The organism is Prolinoborus fasciculus, assembly GCF_056724605.1.
The window spans coordinates 1-16649 of the sequence record NZ_JBWZQN010000069.1; the positions used below are offsets into that span (position 1 = coordinate 1).

Consider the following 16649-nt stretch of genomic DNA (forward strand, 5'->3'; position numbering starts at 1 on the left):
GTTTGAGCATTTTGAGTGGTTGCTTCTTTATTGGCATCTGCATATGCAGCGGCTTGAGCATCAGTAAGCCCAGCAGCTTTCGCTTTAGCCACAAGAGCAACACGGTTCGCTTCGATGGCAGCAGCTTGTTCATTGTTTATTTGAGGAGTGGAGTTTGCGGCAGAATGATGTCCACCACTACTACATGCGATAATAGATATTGATATCAATGTAACAATACTTACTTTTGAGATACTTTTAATCTGCATTTGTGTTTTCTTTGTAAATACTATGTAAAGTTGTATGATATTAAAATTTATTTTCTCTTTATTCAATTATAGAAAATAAAAATAGTTAATAATTTTCATATAAATAATTTAACTTTTATACTAAAAGGAAAATTATTTATTATTAGACCTCTTGCGAAAGTATCATTTTTGGCTATTTTAGAATTTGATATTTATTTAAAAATCAACGCTTATTGCTGATTAAATTTCGACCAACTCAAGAGGTCTATCAAATAAATCTAAAATTAACATAATACACCTTATACGAAATGTGTTATAATTAACCTTTAAATTCATATACTTATTTAAAAGTTTATAGCCCAATCAAGCCCGTTTGGGCTTTTTTTATGATTTATCACGTTCCACGCTTACTATTTGATCATTGTTCCACGGTTTTGATTAGATCAGGTGAACAATGACCTTATCCATTGGGTAAGAAAAAACGGCTCAGGAATCCCCTTTTCTGTGGTTCCGGCTCGACATGTTCCGGGACAGGAATGCGCTTATTTTCTTTTTGAGTAGAAGTAGTCAATTCGTCATAGTTTGGCTCAGCCTCTGGCCGAGGATCTGTTGCTATATTTGAATCAGTAGATTGATTTATCTTCCCAATATCTTCTTGTTTTGGCTGTTCTAGGGTGCCTTTAAACTCAATTCTATGTGTGAGATCTTCTATATGTTGCATCAAAGACTTTTCTCTTTGATTGGCTAAATCCAACTGGTTTTTAAGAAGAGAAATTTGGTCTTTTAATACATTTTCAACTTCAGATTGAACGTGTACCTGTACATCCTTCTGAACTTGTTCAGTACGTGTACTGGACTGAACACCGACTGGATTACCATAAACTCTGATAAGTTCAGATAAGTCTATAAGTCCATCATGATCTCTTGATAATTCACCATTTTTTAAAGCCTCATATATTGTTGTACGTGATTTTTTAAAGGCTTTACTTGCGTCCATAACGCTAAATTTTGTTGTGTTCAATGTAATCCCTCAGTGCGTGTACAAGGATGTTCATGTGAACATCCAATCTGAACATGAAGTTTATTTTGTATTAAATCCTACTTTCTTTAGATATGGCAGTAGTTCTTCGATTTTATGTGGATCCTGCAACATTTCGGCAATGCGAACCGAAAATTGAGAGTAACTTTCTGTACCTTGAGAATATTTATTCATCTCGGCAAGCTCAGAGAGTTTATTAGCAAAAAGATAACGCTGCGAATCAGTCATTTTTAAAACTATAGGTTGTATAGCTATATCAGACTTCTTTGGTTGCTTTCTAATTTTATAGGTAAACTCAAATCCTATAATTTTTTTCCCTGCCTTCTTATTAGTATATTGAAGGTTATATATATCGCAGGCTTTGCTCTTATTTATTTGAGTGACAGCTAAGTCCAGGACATTGTCTTTTAAGTTTGACATAGTTTTATATTTATTTTGGATACCGAACCTAGATCGAAGATCATCTAACTCTAGAAAAACTTTTTGCTCTTTATAGTTCTGCACTTCTTTAAGAATTTCATATAAGCGATTGGCATATTGGCTGCTTAAATCAACCGTATGTTGAAGATCAATTTGAGTAAATTTATTAGCTAGCTCACTTACAAATGGCAAGACGTCATTAGCAAATTGAATCTCAATTCTAGCTTCACCTTCAAGATATCCCTTCATTTGAATAAATCTATATGTTCTAACATGTTTTTTAGTATTCGAGATTTCTCGCTCTAATGTGAACTGGCGTTCAAATAGAGTATCTACAGCCGTTCTAAGGGCTTTATAACCGCCATCTATGGTGTCTGAAAACAAATCTGCATATTCATGAGCTGAAATGGTGATTGGTACATTATTATCTAATGTAATGTTATTAGAACGAATTTTTGATAAAGCAATATTGAACAATCTATGCTCAACAACAGTCATTTTATAATGAGCTTTTACTAAATCATTTGCTTTAGAGACAAGAATCGACATGTCTAAATTTTCTGAACGGCTCATTCTTATTTCCCTATAAACATTATATGGATCTACCAAAATCTAGATAAATTTTTTACTTAGGAAATCATCATAGCAATACTCATTTAAATAGTAAAATAAAAACCTATGTTTATGCAGATAAAACCTATGTTTGAAACGGATAAAACCTATGTTTGAAACGGATAAAACCTATGTTTATGCGGATAAAACCTATGTTTGAAACGGATAAAACCTATGTTTATACCTTCGTAATTAACTGAAAATAAAAAAGAAAACATGCCTTAAATATTAAATATTATAAATATAAAATAAAAAAGAAAATTCATAAAAATTGCCCTTGGTTTTCGCTTCGCTCAAACTCTATTGAATCTCGCTTTCGCTCGATTCTTTGGGGCAATTTTTTGCTCAATAGCAAATAGGATTTAAATAATGAAAAAGCAAAGTCAAAGGCAACAGCAAGAATGGATTCGCTTCGCTCATAGAACGTTTTTGCTCGCTACGCTCGGTCTAGGCTCAATTTTTCGGTATTTAATGAATTAGATTTGAGCCTTTTATTTTTAAAAGCAGTTTTTCAGAGAGGTCGAGGCGCGAATTTTCTCTGTTCACTCGTAGACACTCGTTCTGTGAAGGTGATTGAACTGGCAATAGGGTAAGGGCATCAGAATGCTGACTAAGATGAATTTGAACAGAGTTTTTTTTTACAAACCTTAATCAGCTATCTCCGTCCAAAATTCCATTCCTGAATTGACTAAGCCAGGGTCATTTTCAAAGACTGCTTTTAAATCAGCAACGCTTACCCCTGAATGCCAAAATATGACGTGGAAGGAGATGGTCTGCTTTGCAATTTCCAGGGTGTTTTCATCGGAGTATTTAATAAAAAGGGAGATTGCTTTTTGGTTTCTACCAAAAAGAAAAGCAAAAATAATCTTTCGTTCAGGATCTTGCCCTAAAAACTCATCTCTTTTCATTTCTTTTGAACCCTGATTTTGTTGAAGGCTGAGAATAAAACGACAGTATTTACGTTATATCTCTGAACCTGCTGATTGTAGCTTTTTTAAAAGCTGAAAGCCTTGCTCTATCAGTAATAAGCAGTTTTTTAAGAATAAGAATGCACAAGTTTTAGTCATTTACTCATCGATACTGGTTCTGCTAATATTGGATTGATAAGAATTAAAATGTTCAAAAACTTCAATAAATTAATGGATATATTTATGATTAATCCACTCGCTTTAGAAATTACTAAAAAATTACGCTCTATTTATGCTCATCAAGTCAGAGTTGCAGAGCTGTTTTTAAAAATAGGTCAGGTCTCTGATTTTACCCCTCTTGTACTCACCGGTAATAAATCAGTTTTTTCTTTTAAAGAAACAGGGAAATCTATAACTAAAATTAAAAAAGAAATTTCTGCTGTCAGAAGTACTTCCCATGCGGATGCAGTGTTAGTAGAGATTATTTCCGACTTGATCTAGCTTGGATCGGGCTATGGCTCACCAAAATCATAATCATCATTTCTGGGTTTTTGCTGTGCCAGTTTGCTAATTTGTTCTGGGACGATTGGTTTCTGTGTCTGAACCTGTGCTGAATCTACTTCAGGACGTTCAGTCTGTGGTGTAATTTTAAATTCGAAGGCAGGCTCTGGATACTGCAGTGAATTGATCAGTTCATAATTAATCCGATGGATATTCAATTGCTCTTGCTGAAAAACTGGCTTCAAGTCTTGTTCGATATCCAGAATATCTTTCTTAAGCTCATTTTGATTCTTAGCTTTCTTGGCCAGATGATTCATGTAGTAAATGACTTCCAGGGATGGGTAGGGTTCACTCATACATGAATAAAAATGGTCGTGCTGCTGATCTAGCTGCTGCTGTTTCTGTTCCAGTTCCCGCTCTTTGGCATTGTGGATCCTGATTTTCTGAATTTTCGACAGGTATTCAGCCGTTTCATTCTGTTTCCCGGCTCCAAGCTTAGGTTCGGCAATGTAAATCGTGCCGTGAAGTTCATTGTATTGGTCGTAGCTGCCAGCTGAAACCTGGTTTTTGATTGTGATGTCTTGGCCATCGATATGGTAAGTCACGGTAGGGCAGTGTTGAGCCAGGGCATCGTTTAGATGGTTTTCCCAGGCTTTACGAATGAACAATAAAAACTCGGAGTAATTTTGATGCCCATTCTGCAGCTGGATTTTTTTAACGCCACCTTGAGCTGGGTCCTTGGCGTTATAGCGTTTGAAATATTGTTCTGCAGTGCGTTCCAGACCATCATCCACCTTTAAAGAGAACATTAAATGACAATGTGGCTGATCTTCACCGCTGAGACGTGATTTTACGTTGTGTATTGCGTAAGAATGAGGAAATTGCTGTTTAGCTACATGTTGCTCTAAAAACGTCTCTACGAGCGTTTTACGCTGCTCTGGCGTGAATTCATTGGGCAGCGCAATTTCATATTCCATGTACACCTTGGCATTGGCCCGTTCATAAGTGTCGGCTGCAGACCAGAACTCTATCGGATCTTTGACCCAAGAAGGCATGCATTGCCCGGGTTCAACATGTTCCAGCACCTCATGACTGTTTTTGCGGACCTGTTCATATTGCATCAGCCGGGCAATGTAGCAGTAGTGCTGGGTGGCGTAGCCTTTGCCCTTGCTTTTGACGCTGAAATGGTAAGTTGCCATGTATACCGCCTGGGATGCTGGGCCGTTTTTAACCGAGTGAAACGAGGGTGAAAACCTCCAGATTTGGAATGCCTGGATGGCTGGAAAATCTGGTTGAAAGGGGTCAAGGGGAAAGCATCCCCTTGCGTACTAGTTTCTCCGATGAGGAGAAACTGTCAAGTGCGAATTAATTAAAATTAAATTAAAAATTCTTTTCAAGAAATTTTAATTTAATTTTAATTAATTATTTTCAGACTGCCCAATTTAAATATGGTAAAACCATATCTAAATTGGTAGCAGTTCTGAAAATTTGGCGGCAGATGATATGGAAATGGAAAAAGCAAAAAAGCGCGGTAGACCAGCTCAATTACTTCAAATTGCGGAATTACATGCTTTTGTTGAGTTTCTTTTATCTCAAGATGATCGTTCTGAATTGCAAAATCAGGTGATTGATGCCCTACAAGCCAATGACTGTAATTTTGAAATGTTGTCTGAAGCTGAGCAGATCCTAGTTAAAGAAGCTCTAAAACCATATCGTGAGCATCTTAAGTTACAGTTACTGTTTGATGAACTGTCTAAAAATTCCAAACGTACAGAGTATGAAGGAAAGTTTATTCAGCTCTATGAGTCGTATCAAAAAAATGAACTAGATCCGGCTGAACTGAATATTCTGAAAGTGATGTGTACGCGATATCATAAGTTCAAAGCCCAGCAACTTGAATTAAAAGATTTGGAACTTTATCTCAGTCAAATTCAGAAAAAAGATGCCGGAAAGAAACGTAAAGCTGAAAATCAACGTAAATTTGAAGTGGGCGGTGGTGTTTTAAGTCTTTATAAGATTAAAAACGATGATTCTTTAGACCCTAAAAATTTTTTAAATAGAATGAAATCGGATCGGTATTTTGCGGGTTATTTACGTAAATCAAACTTATATAAACAAGTTTGGGCGCTTGATCTTCTCCCTGCAGAAAAAGCTGAACTACTTTTTGAGGTGCTCCATCAGATCCTTTCATTTAAAAACAACGACACTGGAACTAATATTTTTGATTTGGCGCTTTCAAAGGCTCAAAGACAATTAAAAATAAAAAAAGAACAAAGCCAATGATGTGTTGAAAATACCAATTAAATAAAACCAATTTTAAAGCTTCCCTACTCAATTAGTAATTTTTAGTATTTATGTGGCTTTAGAGTACACCCTAAAGTAACGTCATGGCGGCCCCAATCCTGAACCTAAAATCAATGTTTTAGATGCCGTGGAACATCAATTTTAGTATGCTCAAAGAAAGTCTTAGATTTATACGTGACAATAAAAAGCCAGTTGTATGAACTGGCTTTTTCTATTTGGGATTTACTTACCCATTGCGATTTTTTTACTGTGCCTCTCATAAATTAACAGTCAAAGCTGAAGAAGTGTTCTGGGAAACAAGAAACAAAGGCTTTTTGAATATCGCTGTACTCACACTCAGGATGCTTCTCTAAATAACGTCGAGTCCAAATCAGTGTGGCTTCATAATCGTTAAAGCACTGATCGAGTTGTAAAAAAATCCACAGTTCATGGGCTTTTTGAATGAAAAAGTCATTGATGATCATGAGAGCAATTTTCTTTTCAGTGTTTGAATCCGGGTATGAGTACATATTACATTTCTCCGATAGTAAGGATAAATAGGTTAGTTGATAAGCTATTTATAACACATAAAAATATGTGTTTACCACATAATTTTATGTGTTTTTATGTAAATATAACCCTATGCTATAATCTCAAAACACCATTTCTATAAATTTAATTAAATGCCATATACTGAATTTCAACGTCTTGTCGGTAAAGCAGGGCTTTCAATTAAGGAATTTGCTGCCTTATTGGATATGAAACCTAATTCGATTACGAATTACAGTAAACAAGGTGTGGTTCCTACACATATTGCTGTAATCGTTGCGTTGATTTCTACGATGAAAGATGAGGGATTAGATTTCTATCCAATTTTTGAAAAAGTTAAGTCGTATTCACAAGAATAAAACTCTCGTTTTTTGATTGTTGTAAGCTTTTTAGTAGATATTGATGATGTAAAAAATGCCTGAACTTCAGGCATTTTTTTGTTTCAGGGACTTATAAGCCTCGATAGAACTTTTCAATAAAGTATCGAGTTTTGAGAACCAGGGTGATCATCAAATTCTTATGTTCTGAGATCTTAGGTCGAGCAATCGATAAACCGGACATTTCTATTTGGGGGTTACAACTGAATTTCGCATAAGAGATTTTATGTTAAATAAATGGTATTCTTTCTTCCGTATAGTTAAATAATCGGTAGTAAGGCTAAAAAAATGCAATTCAAAGGTTAATTTAGTCAATAAAAAAGCCCAACATCCTGTTAGGCTTTTTTACATATTTGATGCGTTGGTATAACTCCTGTCGTACCTCACATTCCCTGTATCTGATCTTATTATTCTTATCTGGAGCATCCTGCTCTCTATGTCCCCATAATAGAAAATTGATGAAGAATGGCATAGACGCAAAGAGCCTGAATGAATGTAAGTCAAAGCGTACAAAATTGGCTGAGATTTATCCCAAGGGTTGTCCGCAGAAATTGGGGATAATTTGAGCAGTGGATGAGTTGATAAATCATAACAATGTACTTTTTTGATTAAATATTGATCATATTTATTTAATCTATTTTTATTAAAATTTTATGAATTCATAAATCATTAATATGTAAGCAAAGTTTAGATATATGACAAATCAACCAAAGTGTCATTTTCAACTCTTAAGTTTGAATCGCTTTTTAAAAAATCAAACCTGAGACTACATAATGACTAAATTGACTTCATTGAGCTTAGCAATATTATTGGCATTCAATTTAACTGCCTGCAACGACAATGATGATAAAGATGAATCATCCGCCCTGCCTGAAACACCGACAACACCAGCCCCAGAGCCAGAAACACCAGAAGAAGAAGTTCCTGTACCTAAAGTCTATTTAGACGAAAACTTCGATCAACTCACAGCGCTGCCAGCAGCATGGACAACACTGCGCTCAAATGCAGGCACGGTTGAAGTCAAAGACGGCAGCTTATTCATTGATGGGCGCGCCAATGACACACAAATGACCACGTTAATGCTGTCACCTGAATATCAAAAACTCAGAAACTATCGCATAGATATCGAATTTACTTATTTAGAAAGAAATAATGGCGGCCGCTGGGGCAGTATTATTTACCGCGCTGCTGACAGCTATGCTGAACCTGCCTTCACGCCTTATTATCAATTTGCAATTCGCGCCGATGCAGCTGGCGCCAGCGGTCTAGAACTTGCGCTGCGCCAGCCTACCAATGCGTGGAATGTGCTGCATAAATCTGCTTATAAAGAAAATATGGAGGTCAATAAGTCGTATAAAGCGACTGTGATTGTGCATGGTCAACGTGTGCGCCATTATATTGATGACAATTTAGTCTTAGACACCACACTGCCTTATAATTTAGATCAAGGCGCAATTGGCCTCTCTACTGCTGGCTTATTGATGAAAGTAGATGCCATCAAAATTACAGAACAGCTTGATCCTCTGCCAGAATCAAACCGTGTTACCGAAATTATTGATCATAATCTGCCAGTTTCTATGGCGCCAACCATTGCACAGCCTGCACCCGTGAACGGCATTTCCTCTACAGCAGCAACACACATTGCCTATCAGCTCGATGAACAATTAAATCTATTGAATACTGAGCAGGAAAAAGTCATGGCTTTACGTGATTATCTGAATGACTCAACACGCCGCACACTTCCGCTGCTACGCATTCAAAATGAACAGACCATTAATAAGCTAAAAACATTGGGCGAAAGTTATGATCTGGCGGATATTACCTTGCTTTCAGATCAGCCAGAGCTTCTTCGCAAAGCGCGAATTGCAATTCCAGCACTGCGTACCGCGCTGGATTACTCTAAACAAACTGGGCTGAGCAGCTCAACTAAGGATATTGTGACCATTGCCCACAATACCAATTCATCACTTGCAAAAATTGTGATTCTGCCTAAGCATCTGGTACAAACAGAAGTGGTTTCACATTTACAGCGTCTGCTGATTACACCGTGGGCAAACCTAGACAGCAGCAGCCCATTAACAGCAGCAGAGTTCTTAAGCACAGGTGTAAACGGTATTTACACCGAGCAGCCCGACAGCGTTCTTTCTATTATGAAATTAATGGCGCCGAACACGCTGCTGCGCAAACCGCTGATTACAGGCCATCGCGGTATTCCTGCACTTGAGGATGAAAACACTTTAGAAGGCACATTAAAAGCGATTCAAGTTGGCGCAGATGCGGTTGAGTACGATGTATATCTTTCTAAAGATAATCATGTCGTGGTCATGCATGATTCAACCACAACACGCACTACAGGTGTAAATGCCAAAATTGAAGATTTGACGCTCGCAGAAATTCAAAACTTACGCACCATTCCAAATGGACGTAAAGTACCGACAATGGATGAAATTCTTGCGGCTGTAAAACAATATCCAAATGTGACAAACTTCATTGAAATAAAGAGTTCAAAACCTGAAATTGTACCAAAAATTAAGGAATTGCTAGATAAGCATAATGCCTATGATCAAGCGATTGTCATCAGTTTCGTTGGCGATCAAATTCTACATATGAAGAATGAAATTCCTGGTGTATCCACTGGATACTTGACCAGTACGCCAACAGCTCAAAGCAATATTGTCAACACGCGCCGCATTTTAGATGCTGCACAAAAATACTCTTCTACTTTTAATCCTTCTTTTTCTGGTTTAAATAAAGAGCTGATGATGATGGCGAGCCAGCGCGGCGTGACTTTCTGGCCATGGACTTTCCGCTTAAATAAAGATGACTTCTACCGCATGTATGTACAAGGCACACATGGTCTAACGACTGATTATGCGCATGAATCTTCAAATCTGGCGGTAAAATTGAATACAGCAAGTCAGCTCATAGCCACTGCAGGCAAGCCTGTAGAAATCAATGCAGAAATCCAAACTCAAATTGGAACGAAATCGAATTATCTTGTTAAAAATATGCTGGTTTTGCCAAATTCGGCTAAATATACGCAAAATGGCCAAGGGCTGACATTTACTGAAAAAGGTACAGCTTATGTCATGCCAAGCTATCAATATACGATGGCACCAAATTACACCTATACGATTTATGCAAAACCTGTCACTGTAACAATTCAATAAAATTAAAACATATGCTTAGATTCTTAGAGCATCACCTTGATGAGTTAATGTAGTAAAAACCCACTGTAAAGTGGGTTTTTTTAACTAAGTCAATAAAAATTGATAAAGCATGCTGTTCGGTAAGTATCAAGGTAGTTGTCACCTTTTATTGATTTTAAATTTGTATTTTTAACCGATCAGGATTAAGCATAACAACATCCGTTCTGTGCTAATTTTTGGTCTGTTTCTACCATTCTCTATTCCCATCCTTAATATTTTCTAAAATTAACATAATACGGATTATGCGAAGTCAAAAATGGGAGCCTATAGCTCCCATTTTTTACGGATGATTTTTTAGTTCATTCAGCATGGCATCACGCAGAATCTTGTTCATTCGTGTTTGATAGCCTTTTCCTTGGGCTTTTAGCCACTGCATAACATCTGCATCAATACGAACCGTAGTTACTTGTTTAGTCGGTTTGTAAAAAGGATTTTGTACTGCATTTTTCCAAAAACTTTCATCAAGTTCGGGAATATCTGAAAAGTCTATTTCACTGTCTGGGCGTTTATCTAATGCCTCAAGTCTTGCCTTTTGTTCTTCAGATAAGACAGGAGGTTTATTCAAATCTACTTTGTACGTAACGGTTTTTTTCATACTGTTTCCTCTCTTTTTTCTCTGCCTGTCGTGCTGAAATAATACGGATATGATCAATCCCATTATGATCTTGTACAGTATGAGCCACTAATAAAACTGTCTGCCCGTGTACGAGACCTATCGCTTGCCAACGATATTCACCATTTTCAAAGCGATCCTGTTTGAAGACGGCATGAGCATCATAAAAAACCAAGGTTGCATCTTCAAAAGCTACACCATGTTTTTTGAGGTTTGTTTCTGCTTTATGCTCATCCCATGAAAACTCAATTTCCATAGTTGCATCGCTTTTTGTTAATATAAAAATGTTAATACAAAATTGTAAATTTTGCAAAGTTGTTCCATTTTCTATTGGCAAAATCTTACAGAATCGAACATAAAAAAGCCGACTTGTTTCAAAATCGGATTTTTGGGCATTTTTAGATTTTTATTATTCAAATAAGTATCTGATATTTAAATTAATATACAAGTGTACTTCGTATAACCGCCATTATGTTAAATGGATAGTTGTTTAGTGGAAAAATCAAGTTTTTGAAATTTCAAATTGAAGTTTTTTTGTTCAATTAGTAATTGTAATTTATATTCTATTGAATAACTATTTCATAACTTTTCCTATCATATTTGGCTGCATACGTAGCTACTTCTTGATTAATCTCTTTATGATTTTTATCTAAATATGAAAAGATTATTGAATCCTCATTGTGCTGCTCGTAATTGATGGCGTATTTATATTCTGAATAAGGATAAAGAGTACCTAAGCTATAAGTTTTTTGAGCACTAATATAAGTTACTTTAAGGTCTGTAATTGGATAATCAGTCTGATTTTTAATAAAAATATATCCATTTTTTTCAAATGGCTGGCATCCTATAAGTAGAACTAATGTAAGACAGTAAAATAGGCTATTCTTCATTTTGGTAGTTCTTCAAGTGGTCTTATGAGTTTATTAATAACTATAACTTGTGAGGTATCACAGCCATGATCTACTTCAGTTATCCAAGAATAATTATTTTTTTCTAGAGGATAGGAGCCGCCCCCTCCATATGCTACTTTATCACCTAAAAAATAAGTATCCGAATCTACTTTTAGGCTCTTAGTTTCCGTATCCCAATCTAGAGTTTTTGTAGCAAAAATTGGCAGAACTTTAGAGCCATCAGCATGTTCTAGGTATAGGCATTTACCTTCCCTAATAAGCTTAGCCTCACTATAACTTGCATTATCTGCTCCCCCCGTATATTGAATACGTGGAACAACTATATTTGATTCAATTTTTTCTGTAACTGGACTGCAGGCTGCAAGTAAACTTAATAAAATAAATTCTAATCTTTTCATATTAAAGGAATTTTTTGAGAGAGTAATAGAGAAATTAAAGCAAATTATTCCAAAAGGCTCTGATTAAAAATTGTTAAAATTAGTAGATATATGAGAGGAAATTATGAAAAAATTTTTATACTTCAATTGCTTATCTTTTATTTTTACTTATTTATCTTTGTTTTATCAGAAATATACATTAGTGGATCGTATAGTTGTAGACAAGCTTGAAAAAGTTAAAGTCATTGGAGGAGGATTTCCCTTACAGTTTTTAGTAGATGGTGAAATATCTCCAGGTGGGAGTATAGCGCTAGATCCTTTAAATATTATTATAGGAATAGATCAATTTATCTTCTTATATTTTATTTTTGATTATTTGTTCTGGATAAGTGTTTTATTTGCTTTTTACATAATTTTGAAAAGGTACAAACTAAAACAGATTTTCTAAAATTAACATAATACACGTTATACGAAATGCCCTTGATCAAGGACATTTTTAGCCGCTACTTAACGTAGAATATCTTATGCAAAGTGAAAAACGACGGTCTATTGTCCTCGTTTCATATAACATTCATTATTTCAACTGAGGATAAAAAAGCTTTAAAACGATCTTTTTTGAGAAAGGAACAAGAAACAAAAGACATGGATAAGCAATAATCCAATTAATCATCCATTGTGAAAAAACAATTGATAATAAAAATTTATCTTCATTTAAAGCTCCTAGAATAGCGTTAATGCCACTCATAAAGAATGAGACAAAAAGGGGAATCAAAAACCCCTGTAATGATAGCTTGTTCATTGATTATTAAGATTTAAAATATTCTTGAACTTTTAAAATATTTTTTTGAAATATTATTAAGAGTTTCTAATATAAGATTAGAATCTTGACTGATTAGAGCAATATTAAGTTCAGACATATAATCAATTAATTGGCTTTTTGCTTTTTTTGCAAATTCAGGAGTAACTTCTTGATCTTCGTACAATAAGACGTAGTTCTTCGCAAACCCATAAATAAGAAATAAGGCCGAATTATCTAAATTATTATTGTTGCCAATTTCTTGCTCACATAAAATTTTTAACTGCTTGAAAGCATCTGTTCCATTTGGTAAAGCTTTAAAGTTTTCAAATATAAATTGGAATTTCATTTTGGGGACTCACTTAAAAAGAAACTCTACAGCTTTAGTCACTCCCAATCAATATCTAATTTTTCCAAAATTAATATGATACGTATTATACGAACTCCCAAAGCATGGCTTTCAGTCATGCTTTTTCTATCAAAAGAGTATAGCTGAATGATAGCGAGCCAAATCGCATACAATATCTATCATTAGGCTTAATTCAGTAATTAAATGATAGTGTTATCATTAATCTAATAGAATTAAGATTAAATGATAGAAATGAATACACGTATTTATCTACGAGCTTCAACTAAAGATCAAGATGCAAAAAGGGCTTTGCAGATTCTTCAGGATCTAAACCAAAACTTGAATTTGGGTGAAACCATTGTGTACGTGGAAAACTATAGTGGTACGAAGTTAGACCGACCTGAATTGAATAAGCTACTGTCAGAAGCAAATCAAGGTGACACCTTGTTAGTTGAAAGTATTGACCGCTTATCACGCCTAACCCAACGAGATTTTCAAGAGCTGAAGCGCAGGATCCAAGAGAAGGGACTTCGTTTAGTCGTAGCAGATCTTCCTACTACCTACCAAATGATTCAAACTAGTGACAGCATTACTCATTCAATTCTGGAGCTCATCAACAATATGTTGATTGATCTCCTGGCAACAATGGCTCGTCTGGACAATGAGAAACGTATAGAACGTATTAAGCAGGGCCTGACACGTTCGGGTTACAAACCAACAGGCAAGAAGGCAAATGAGGCTAAGCACAAACGAATAAAAGAATTGCTAGCAGTTGGCAATATGACTAAGGAAGAAATTGCCAAAGCAGTGAATTGTGGAGTTGCAACTGTTTATCGAGTTGCTAAAGTTATCTAAAAGAGGCTTATCTCAACGCGCCTCAATGGGGCACCGCTGCATTCAGGTTGCTTCACATAAGAGATTTTATGTTAAATAATGATTTATTGATCATAAATGATCATTTCTTCAGTTAAGTGCTTGAATACCCATCTTGTTCGATATTTCCTCTTTAAATTCGATAGAAGTATAATTATTTAAAATGTTTTATCTATCGTCAAAAAAAAGGAACTATTATTGCGTGTGTATAGTTCTAGGTTGCTATCAATATTTTGATATTTGTAGTTTAATTTTGGAGTAAAATTTTTCCATTGGATTTTATTCTGCCAAACTGTCACAGTAGTTTCATAGATTTTATCTTTTCTTTTTTCATTGTACCAAAAGTTTTCATCTTCAAAATTTCGATTCGCATAACGTAAATCAGCTCGAATATTTAAAAAGTTATTGGTATGAATCGTACCAAATCTTAAACCAGTACTCTGAGATGACTCTGATTTATCTTTTAAATGATCTTGCATCGCATCAAGTCCACTATAAAGAATAAAATTCAGCTTTGGCTGATAAATCATGAGTGCGACTTGGCTATTGGTGTAACCATTGTATATTTCTGATAAAGTTTCATCTCGATATTTTCTTTTTATATGGCTCAAGTTAGTAGATAGCTGATATTTATCTGATATTTTTGTATTAAAATCAAAGGTAATACCGTAATTAGAATTATAAGGTTCATTCCCAAGTTCATTTTGCTCTATAAATGGAGTGATTCCCCAAGTACGTTTAAAATTCTTATTTTTATAACCAATATCTAATCTATAGGTCTGCTCGTTATAGTCTTTATTATCCCAATAATAGAGGCCATCAATTGTAGTGCTTATATTTATATAATTATTTTTACTTATATTAGTATCTTTAGATAAGTTTATATTATAACCAAACCCTTCTGCTTTCTGTGGTAAATCTTCCTCACTACGAATAAAAGTGGCATTACCAATAGTAATGATTTTTAAATCAGATGCCTGATTTACATTATCAGTTTTTTCATAATTAAAATTTAATGCTGTATTCCATTTTTCAGATCGATTAATCGTTAATAAGATTTGATTAACGAGGGTTTGCATTTGAGGAGTTAATGTTTTTTTTACAGTTTCAAACTCTGATTTTGCTTCTTTATAGCGTTGATCTTGAAATAGCATCATAGCTAAGTCAAATCGAGGATAAGTTAAATCTGGATTCTTATATAGGAGCGACTGATATAGCTCAATGGCTTTGTTTCTATTCCCTTTATTATAATAAAGAGCGCCTAATCCATATTGATAGAGTATTTCATCATAGTTATCTGTTTTTTTATATCGTGCTAAACATATATCTAGACTGTTCCAATCTTTTTTTAGAATAGATAAGTTGATACATTCAGAGGGATCAACATCCATGTCTGATATACCAATAGAGAGATTATTTTTTTCAGGAGTTATTAATAAGTCAGGTTTAATTTCAGGTTTTTTTTCAAAAAATATAGGTTGTGTATTTTTTATTTCATCTGCAAATGAGTATGAATGAACAAGAAAAAGAAAAGGTAAATAATATTTAAATGACATCAAGTTAAACCAGTAAAGATATTTATTAAGAAAGCCGTTTAAGATCACTCAAACGGCCTATTTAGAATTTAGTTTTTCTAGATTCTATTATTTAATTTCACCACGAGTACCACCAAAACCTACGGTGTCTTTGCCATTAAAGACGACTTTACCTGCAATCTCTTCAGCTTTTTTACCATAGAAATCTAGAGAGTAAGTACCTAATTTATATGATTGAGTCGCTGTAGCGTTAATCCCTGTTCCTGATATAGATCCTTGCTCTAAGTTAATAGTATTTCCTAGACCTGTGATTGAGCCAGAGCCAATACGATCTGTGAAATTAACAGTATAGTTTAATTGACCTTTATGTATTTCAGATATTGTAGAAGTACTCGGTAATCCATTTGAATAATCAATATTGGTTTCATTTGAATAGGTGCCATTAAAAGCCAAACCTGTATAAGTTGCACTACCTAAAGTAGGTATATCAGCTATAGCAGTTTTTAAACCCTTAATATCAATATTCGATATCCTATTGTCTGAAATGATCTCTGCTGTTTTATTGTTGTAAGAGATCTCTCCAGTATAGTTACCTAATACAACTGAGTATGGTTGATTATAAACCACTGATTGAATACGTGATTCGGATGTAAGGTTATTACGAATATTTGAACTACTAACCCTAGTATTAGCAGTAATTGTATTTATCTGATAGGCACCTTCACCAAAACCTTTAGCATTCGCAATTTCAACAGCTAAAGCAGCTTTTTCATTTGCAGCGACGATAGTGTCTAGAGCTGTTTGAGCATTTTGAGTGGTTGCTTCTTTATTGGCATCTGCATATGCAGCGGCTTGAGCATCAGTAAGCCCAGCAGCTTTCGCTTTAGCCACAAGAGCAACACGGTTCGCTTCGATGGCAGCAGCTTTGTTTGCAGCGACGATGGTGTCTAGAGCTGTTTGAGCATTTTGAGTGGTTGCTTCTTTATTGGCATCTGCATATGCAGCGGCTTGAGCATCAGTAAGCCCAGCAGCTTTCGCTTTAGCCACAAGAGCAACACGGTTCGCTTCGA

General features: G+C 35.1%; 20 protein-coding genes. 6 read left to right on the forward strand and 14 right to left on the reverse strand.

Features of this window, described 5'->3' with window-relative positions; genetic code table 11:
- From AC1P5O_RS14135 to AC1P5O_RS14150, 4 genes are all read right to left on the reverse strand, one after another.
- A partial coding sequence (locus tag AC1P5O_RS14135) for a hypothetical protein (protein ID WP_499006208.1) occupies nucleotides 1-248 on the reverse strand: 248 nt, incomplete at its 3' end.
- 439 nt (nucleotides 249-687) lie between these two features.
- Nucleotides 688-1248, reverse strand: a complete 561-nt coding sequence (locus AC1P5O_RS14140; protein ID WP_252151831.1) for a plasmid replication DNA-binding protein — start codon at nucleotides 1246-1248, stop codon at nucleotides 688-690.
- Between the two features lie 60 nt (nucleotides 1249-1308).
- Complete coding sequence (repM, locus tag AC1P5O_RS14145) at nucleotides 1309-2259, reverse strand: replication initiation protein RepM (protein WP_180086562.1); 951 nt, start codon at nucleotides 2257-2259, stop codon at nucleotides 1309-1311.
- A 686-nt stretch (nucleotides 2260-2945) separates the two neighbouring features.
- Nucleotides 2946-3206: a hypothetical protein gene (locus AC1P5O_RS14150; protein ID WP_262466956.1), complete on the reverse strand. Its 261-nt coding sequence runs from the start codon at nucleotides 3204-3206 to the stop codon at nucleotides 2946-2948.
- Nucleotides 3207-3449: 243 nt separating this feature from the next.
- Here AC1P5O_RS14150 and AC1P5O_RS14155 point away from each other — a divergent pair, with 243 nt between their 5' ends.
- On the forward strand, nucleotides 3450-3707 hold the full coding sequence (locus AC1P5O_RS14155) for a hypothetical protein (protein ID WP_262466954.1): 258 nt from the start codon (nucleotides 3450-3452) through the stop codon (nucleotides 3705-3707).
- An 11-nt stretch (nucleotides 3708-3718) separates the two neighbouring features.
- On the opposite strand, the gene AC1P5O_RS14160 is transcribed toward AC1P5O_RS14155, so the two are convergent.
- Nucleotides 3719-4906, reverse strand: a complete 1188-nt coding sequence (locus tag AC1P5O_RS14160) for a MobA/MobL family protein (protein ID WP_441369900.1) — start codon at nucleotides 4904-4906, stop codon at nucleotides 3719-3721.
- 289 nt (nucleotides 4907-5195) lie between these two features.
- Here AC1P5O_RS14160 and AC1P5O_RS14165 point away from each other — a divergent pair, with 289 nt between their 5' ends.
- Nucleotides 5196-5990, forward strand: coding sequence for a hypothetical protein (locus tag AC1P5O_RS14165; RefSeq protein WP_499006210.1), 795 nt, complete (start codon nucleotides 5196-5198; stop codon nucleotides 5988-5990).
- A gap of 284 nt (nucleotides 5991-6274) precedes the next feature.
- On the opposite strand, the gene AC1P5O_RS14170 is transcribed toward AC1P5O_RS14165, so the two are convergent.
- Nucleotides 6275-6520: a hypothetical protein gene (locus AC1P5O_RS14170; protein ID WP_004282220.1), complete on the reverse strand. Its 246-nt coding sequence runs from the start codon at nucleotides 6518-6520 to the stop codon at nucleotides 6275-6277.
- Nucleotides 6521-6673: 153 nt separating this feature from the next.
- On the opposite strand from AC1P5O_RS14170, the gene AC1P5O_RS14175 reads away from it, so the two are divergent.
- Both AC1P5O_RS14175 and AC1P5O_RS14180 read left to right on the forward strand, forming a co-directional pair.
- Entirely contained in the window at nucleotides 6674-6898 is a 225-nt protein-coding gene (locus AC1P5O_RS14175; RefSeq protein ID WP_004758944.1) for a hypothetical protein, read from the forward strand.
- A 791-nt stretch (nucleotides 6899-7689) separates the two neighbouring features.
- Entirely contained in the window at nucleotides 7690-10086 is a 2397-nt protein-coding gene (locus tag AC1P5O_RS14180) for a glycerophosphodiester phosphodiesterase family protein (protein WP_127801717.1), read from the forward strand.
- Nucleotides 10087-10405: 319 nt separating this feature from the next.
- Here AC1P5O_RS14180 and AC1P5O_RS14185 read toward each other — a convergent pair whose 3' ends face one another.
- The 4 genes from AC1P5O_RS14185 to AC1P5O_RS14200 all read right to left on the reverse strand — a co-directional run bounded on the left by AC1P5O_RS14185 (nucleotide 10406) and on the right by AC1P5O_RS14200 (nucleotide 12047).
- Nucleotides 10406-10720, reverse strand: coding sequence for a BrnA antitoxin family protein (locus tag AC1P5O_RS14185; protein ID WP_085064197.1), 315 nt, complete (start codon nucleotides 10718-10720; stop codon nucleotides 10406-10408).
- Entirely contained in the window at nucleotides 10683-11051 is a 369-nt protein-coding gene (locus AC1P5O_RS14190) for a BrnT family toxin (protein WP_499006212.1), read from the reverse strand. The genes AC1P5O_RS14185 and AC1P5O_RS14190 overlap by 38 nt, the downstream gene beginning before the upstream one ends.
- A gap of 250 nt (nucleotides 11052-11301) precedes the next feature.
- Complete coding sequence (locus tag AC1P5O_RS14195; RefSeq protein WP_005254628.1) at nucleotides 11302-11628, reverse strand: hypothetical protein; 327 nt, start codon at nucleotides 11626-11628, stop codon at nucleotides 11302-11304.
- Complete coding sequence (locus AC1P5O_RS14200; RefSeq protein WP_441369916.1) at nucleotides 11625-12047, reverse strand: hypothetical protein; 423 nt, start codon at nucleotides 12045-12047, stop codon at nucleotides 11625-11627. The genes AC1P5O_RS14195 and AC1P5O_RS14200 overlap by 4 nt, the downstream gene beginning before the upstream one ends.
- 103 nt (nucleotides 12048-12150) lie before the next feature.
- Here AC1P5O_RS14200 and AC1P5O_RS14205 point away from each other — a divergent pair, with 103 nt between their 5' ends.
- Nucleotides 12151-12474, forward strand: coding sequence for a hypothetical protein (locus tag AC1P5O_RS14205; protein WP_005254631.1), 324 nt, complete (start codon nucleotides 12151-12153; stop codon nucleotides 12472-12474).
- Between the two features lie 126 nt (nucleotides 12475-12600).
- Here the strand turns inward: AC1P5O_RS14205 and AC1P5O_RS14210 are convergent, their stop codons facing one another.
- Together AC1P5O_RS14210 and AC1P5O_RS14215 are read right to left on the reverse strand one after the other, a co-directional pair.
- Entirely contained in the window at nucleotides 12601-12825 is a 225-nt protein-coding gene (locus AC1P5O_RS14210; RefSeq protein WP_004733276.1) for a DUF2798 domain-containing protein, read from the reverse strand.
- Nucleotides 12826-12838: 13 nt separating this feature from the next.
- Nucleotides 12839-13171, reverse strand: a complete 333-nt coding sequence (locus tag AC1P5O_RS14215) for a hypothetical protein (protein WP_004282109.1) — start codon at nucleotides 13169-13171, stop codon at nucleotides 12839-12841.
- A gap of 252 nt (nucleotides 13172-13423) precedes the next feature.
- Here AC1P5O_RS14215 and AC1P5O_RS14220 point away from each other — a divergent pair, with 252 nt between their 5' ends.
- Complete coding sequence (locus AC1P5O_RS14220) at nucleotides 13424-14026, forward strand: recombinase family protein (protein WP_499006213.1); 603 nt, start codon at nucleotides 13424-13426, stop codon at nucleotides 14024-14026.
- Between the two features lie 176 nt (nucleotides 14027-14202).
- Here the strand turns inward: AC1P5O_RS14220 and AC1P5O_RS14225 are convergent, their stop codons facing one another.
- Nucleotides 14203-15600, reverse strand: coding sequence for a porin family protein (locus tag AC1P5O_RS14225; protein ID WP_109292090.1), 1398 nt, complete (start codon nucleotides 15598-15600; stop codon nucleotides 14203-14205).
- A gap of 87 nt (nucleotides 15601-15687) precedes the next feature.
- Nucleotides 15688-16649, reverse strand: a 962-nt coding sequence (locus AC1P5O_RS14230) for a factor H binding protein domain-containing protein (RefSeq protein ID WP_499006215.1), incomplete at its 5' end; no start/stop codon positions are given.